At 62.2% G+C, this 5,446-nt stretch carries 1 protein-coding gene and 1 pseudogene; both read right to left on the minus strand.

Annotated elements, in window-relative coordinates; all coding sequences use genetic code 11:
* On the minus strand, window positions 1–3,403 hold a 3,403-nt coding region (locus AC788_RS15265; RefSeq protein ID WP_049861439.1), incomplete at its 3' end, for a Tc toxin subunit A.
* Window positions 3,404–3,737: 334 nt separating this feature from the next.
* A pseudogene (locus AC788_RS21765) lies at window positions 3,738–5,446 on the minus strand (neuraminidase-like domain-containing protein); the annotation flags it as partial.

Genomic DNA, 5,446 nt, shown 5'->3' on the forward strand with positions numbered 1-5,446 from the left:
TCTTGGCGGTCTTCTGCGGCAGCAGCTCGGTCAGCAGCGCCACTTCGGTTTCGCGCCAGCCCAGCAGGGCCGACACTGCGGCATTGCAGGTTTGCGCCTGCACCGCCAGTTGGCGCTTGCCAGGGCGATTGGAAACCAGCACGTTGGCCTGTTCCAGGTAGCCCAGCAGGCGCTCTTCGGGTTGGCCCAGGGTGTCGAACAAGCCGTCGTAGGCTTTGAAGGCTCGCAGGTTGTCCAGGCTCAGCGGCCAAAGCTTGGCAGCGCCCAGCCAGGCCGGGTTGACCAACAAGGTGCGCAGCGCCTTGGCGCCGATGCCGACCCAGCTCAGGGCCTTGGTACAGGCCTTGACCTGATGCAACTGGGCCAGCATTGCGGCAATGCCGGCTTCGCTGGCCGCACCGGTGTCAGGCCAGGCCTTCAGCACGCCGACCAGCAACTGCTGGGGCGAAACCTCGGCGCAGCGACCGACCAGCACGGCCAGTTCCGGCAGCAGCGTGGTGTGTTCCTGCAACAGGGCTTCGACCAGACGGTTTTGCTGGGTCAAGGCATCGAGCAGCAATTCGTTCAGCGCGGTAATGGCGGCAGCTTCGTCAGCGTCCGTCAGGTCCTGACCTGTGATCAACGCAGTCACTTTGGCCAGCAGTTGCTCCGCGTCGCTGTCTTCCACGGTGAGCGCCGGGGCATTGACCAGACCATGCTTGTCGATCACAGGCGCAGCACCTTTGCCCAGCTCGGCGAACCAGTCGATGGCCGCGCCGGTGGATTTGGCGGGCAGGTTGAGGGCAGCGACAGCGTTGGCCGTCACGACCTGGGCACGCGTGTCGCCGGCCAGTTGCTCCAGACGCTCGAGCAGGCTGGGTGCGGCTACCGGAACCGGGCCGGCGTCCACCATGTCGCGCAACTTGGACACGGTCAGCTTGTTATCCTTGAGCCAACGCACCGCCCAATCCAGCTCCATCAGCACGTCAAGGATGTCCTTGCCGTCAGACTCGAGCGCCTTCAAACGACCGCTGGCGACCAGCGTGCAGTAGGCACTGCCACCCAGCAGCTCGGTCAATTCGCAGCAGTCGTTGACCGACAGGCCGAACATCTGCGCGATGCGCGCCTGACGGTACAGCGAGGAAAGCACGGCGAAGGAGCGTCGCAGCGGTGTCACATGGGTCAAGGTCGCCTTGGCGATACGCTCGAACTCGATGCCGGGCTGAACGTTAAGGCTGGCGCACAATTGCGCGATGGTTTTTTGATGCGCTGGATCTGCGGAGTCCAGGCTGAAGGCTCCGTTGTCGATCATCAGCGGGGTGTCGAACAACACGGGGGTGTTGAACACCGCATCCAGTTGCGGGACCTTGCCGCTGCTGGCGTAAGGCGACACGTGGTACATGAACGCCGCGAAGGTTTCCGCATCAATGCGATACTGCTCGTTGAAGTGGCGGTAGGCGCCCAGGGCGCGCAGGGTGTTGGCGTTGATCTCCAGGTTGGCGTTGGCATCGCCTTCGCAACGCATGGCGGCGGTGATCAGCGTATCCAGTTGAGCGAAAGGCAGACCGGTGACTTTTTGCAGACGAATCATGCGCTGCAGGCGGTCGAAGCGTTCCAGGCTGGTGTTGGTCAAGGACCACTTGCCGCTGGCCGGCTCTTGGACCAGCGCCATGGCGTTGTCGGAGTTTCCATAGCCACGAGTGCCGGGGTCGCTGCCGCCCACGCCGTTGACGTAGCAGGCGCCGTAGTGATTGGGCAGGGGGAAAGGTTTGGAGTGCTGTGTCCCGTTTGCGGCCCGGTTGGCGTTGATGAAGTGAGCAGACTTGATCGGAGCGTGGGTCTTTACGGCCAGTAAGGCTTCGGCCTGTTCGCTGTCAAGCGAAGTGGCGCGCAGGAATCCATCCAGCGCCGTCATGGGGTTCATGGCAGCGGAGCGTAGCTCGATGCCATAGTGGTCGCGGAAGAACGCTTGTTCTTCAGGGGTAAGCGCGTAGTCGTCCTCGGGTACGAAAGTAAACTTCCATTGCGCCAGCCGCAGGGGGGCGGGGTTCCAGTCCTCAAGAGCGGACCAGGATTGGGCGGTGATGGTGACATCGCAGCGGCAGCCGTTCGCTTCAGTCAATAAGGCTTCACCACCGGTATAATGAATGGCCAGGGATTTCGCTTTGCCATGCGTATATTCCACCGCCTGTTCCATGGTTCGATTCTCGCTAACGGGCAAATCTCGCGAGTACAGTTTCAACGGCACCGCTTTGCTCGCGCCCTCAACGTTTGAAAATGCCAGCATCGCGGAGGTTTCACGAATCGACGAAGCCCAGATCGCGCTGAGCGCAGTGGGCTCAACCGATGTCACACCTGCCTGCGTCGGCAGCAGATAGGCCGTCATGTGTTTGCGTAGCGCTCCGAAGCTTTCTCCGGACGGCGGGTAGAACGATGCGTTGCCCAACAAACTGCGCAAGCCAATATAAAAATGGCTGAACAACGAAGGTGCCAAGACGATTTTCTGCAAGCTGGGGCTCAGACCGCTGAGCGCAGTCAGCGCGGCGCCTGCATCGGTGGTCACATGGCCAAAAGGCTGGCCCTTTCCTGGGCCGGTCACACTGACCCGATAGCTCAAGGCGCCCAGCGCAGGCTTCTCCCCACCCAACGCCAGACTCACCTGCTGATGCGCGAAGTGATACGGAAACACGAACGGGTGTTTCTTCTCGGCCAGCAGTTGATGCACCGGCCGCACATCGTCTTTTTCCTGCTGGTACTTGTTGATGCCCTGGGTCAGCACGTCATTGACCAGGTCCAGCATGGGCCGGCTCTGGTAGGTGCTTTGCTCGTCGATCAGCATCTGGTCCAGATCCGGACGGCGCACCGCCAGCGGGATGCGCAGTGGCGAGGTGGAGGCGCCTTCGATCTTTTCGGCGGCGAAGCGACGCAGCGAACCCAGGTAGGCCACTGGTCCGTCCATGGCTTCGATGGCGCCGACCTTGCAGAACTGGTCCCAGTTTTCCTTGAACAGATTAGGGTAGCTGGGGCCGACGTTGACCAAGGCGCGCACGCCGGTTTGCGGCGCGATCAGCGGCAGGTTGCGGCCGGACGAGACCTGCTCTTCACGGAAGGAGCGCGCGATCTGGTTGGCGTAGCACATGGCATTGTCGTAGGCCAGGTCGCCATCGGCGTCGCTGAGGTTGCGCAGTCGGCTGGTGAATTCGAGCTTGGGCTGGCGGATGATGTCGAACACCGAGCTCATGCCCATCTGCGGCATGGCGTCGGCGAAGCTGAGGCGCCCGGCGATGCGGGTTTCGGGCTGCTGGGGTACGAGGTTTTCGAACAGTGGGTTGTAGACCGGGTCGGGCTGGCTCGGCAGTTCGATTTCGGGGGTCAGGTCTTCGTCGTTGTCGAAGAGGGGTTCGGGCAGTTCAGGCGTGTTCATGATCAGGTGCTCTTGGAATGAAAAACGAACCTGATGTTCTTCCGCAACGGGTGGTTTGAGGTATCCGTAGAACTGATAGGTAGGCAGACTGGCCGAGGCAGTGTAAGGAAGGGTTTCCCAGGGCCTGCCAAGCCCAGGCACACAGGGCTCCACGCCGGTCAGACCTCCATAGAGAGAGGGAAGCGTGGCGGATTGCAAACTTGTAGTACCCCAGATTACGCCGCAAGGAGCGGGTGAGTAGAAGCACAGATGCCGGTGCGACCTTTGCGGCCGCCCGGCTTGAGGGGCAGGGGCAGCCTGCTCGCACGTTGAACGTGCGAGCAGGCTGCTGCGGTTACGCCGAAACGGCGGTGTAGCTGATTTTCAGGATCACATCGTTCAGCGATGCCAACAGCTCGGGCGTCGAACGAGTGAACTTGAGGTTCCAGTTCGACACCGCACCGGTGCCTTCGAATGGCAGGTAGCGTTCGTCGTCGAAGTTGAGCGTGAACATGCCGTCGTCATCCATGCCGCTGGACAACGCGATCTGTTGGCTGGCGCGCATGTTTTCCCAAGGGGTGGCGTCGGGGTCGGCACTCATTTGAACCTGGCTGTACGTCTGCGTCAGCATGGCCGCGACGTTCTGGTACGGGCCCAGCACAGCGGGCAGGGTCACACTGACCCGCTTGATGCGGCGCAGGTACTGGTCAGGGTAATCACGCTCGAACAGCGCTTTGCTCAGTTCGATTTTCAGCCCTCCGTCTTTGCTCAGGTCCTGCACCACGGTGGTCCATGGTTTTTCTGCAGTCTCCAGCAGCCGACGCACCGATACCGTTTTAGTGATCTCCAGCTTGCGATCGTTGCGTTGCAGGTAGGCCGCTTCCATCTTCATCAGGTTGAGCTTGAGCGACTCGCCGGCAGTCAGGCCGCGGTAGCTGTCCTTCCAGGCACCGGGCTGAACGAAGCGGGTCTTGAAGTCGGCAATCTCGTACTGCCAGCACGCTTCGGCGGCCAGGCACAGCGACAGGGTGGTGTCGTAGGCCTGGTAATAGAAGGTGGCGAACTGGCCATTGAGCCACTGGTACAGCTGAGCACTGGTGAAGCGCTTGCTCAGGAACTGGTAGGTGGTAGCGGCTTGCTCCACCAGCACTTCGGTCTGCCGCAGCTGCTCGGCGGTGACCTTGGCCTGCTCGTCGTGTACGGCCAGTTGCGCATCGATCTGTTCGATCTCGCGCTGGGCCTGCTCTTCGGCCTGCATCCATTCCTGGTGGCGGCGGCGGTATTGCTCGGTGCGGTCCAGCGCCTCGGCAGCACCGCGACTCGAGGTGGCGACCCGTTGCGCGCCGGCAGTGGCAATACCGGTCGCACCTTCCAACCGCCAGCCACCAGAGCCGGCCCCTACAATGGCGCCACCAGCGCCACCGGCGATGACGCCGCCTACCGCACTGACTTCGTTCGGCGGCAGCTTCAGCGCTTCACCGATGCCTTGGGATATCGAGGCGATACCTTCCATCACCCGTCCCTGCAGGTGCAGGACACCGGCGGCGACTTCACCGGCATTGACCACTTCATCGGCCAGTTTGCCGTAGTAGGCCAGACGACTTTCGGCGATGGCGCGGCTGGCCAGCAGTGCCTTACGGCCCTCGGTTTCCACCTGCTGCACCAGCTGTTGCAGGACTACCGCCTGCTTGGCCATGTCCCAGGCTTGCTGTTGCTGCATTTCCTGCAGTTGCGCGCCTTCCTTGCGTTCAAGCAGTGACAGCAGCGTACTGCCGAACTGGATCAGGTTTTCCACCGCAGCGCTGGCGCGGTTGTGCATGATATTGAAGCGGTAGTGCGGGATTTCCTGGCCCAGCAGTCGGCCGGCACCGCCACCTGTAGCGCCGCTGCCGTAGGCGGACATCAGCGCCCGCGGATCTAAGGGCGCTGCGAACAGCGGCAGTTGCAGCGGCTTGCCGTCCAGGGTGCGGTTGTGGCGCAGGTTGCGCAGGCGTGCTTCGGTGGTGTCCCAGTTCTGCACCAGCTCGCGGTTCAAGGCGATACGGAAGTACGGGCTGTCCAGCT

It is taken from the genome of Pseudomonas sp. RIT-PI-a (genome assembly GCF_001187875.1).
Taxonomy (GTDB): domain Bacteria; phylum Pseudomonadota; class Gammaproteobacteria; order Pseudomonadales; family Pseudomonadaceae; genus Aquipseudomonas; species Aquipseudomonas coleopterorum.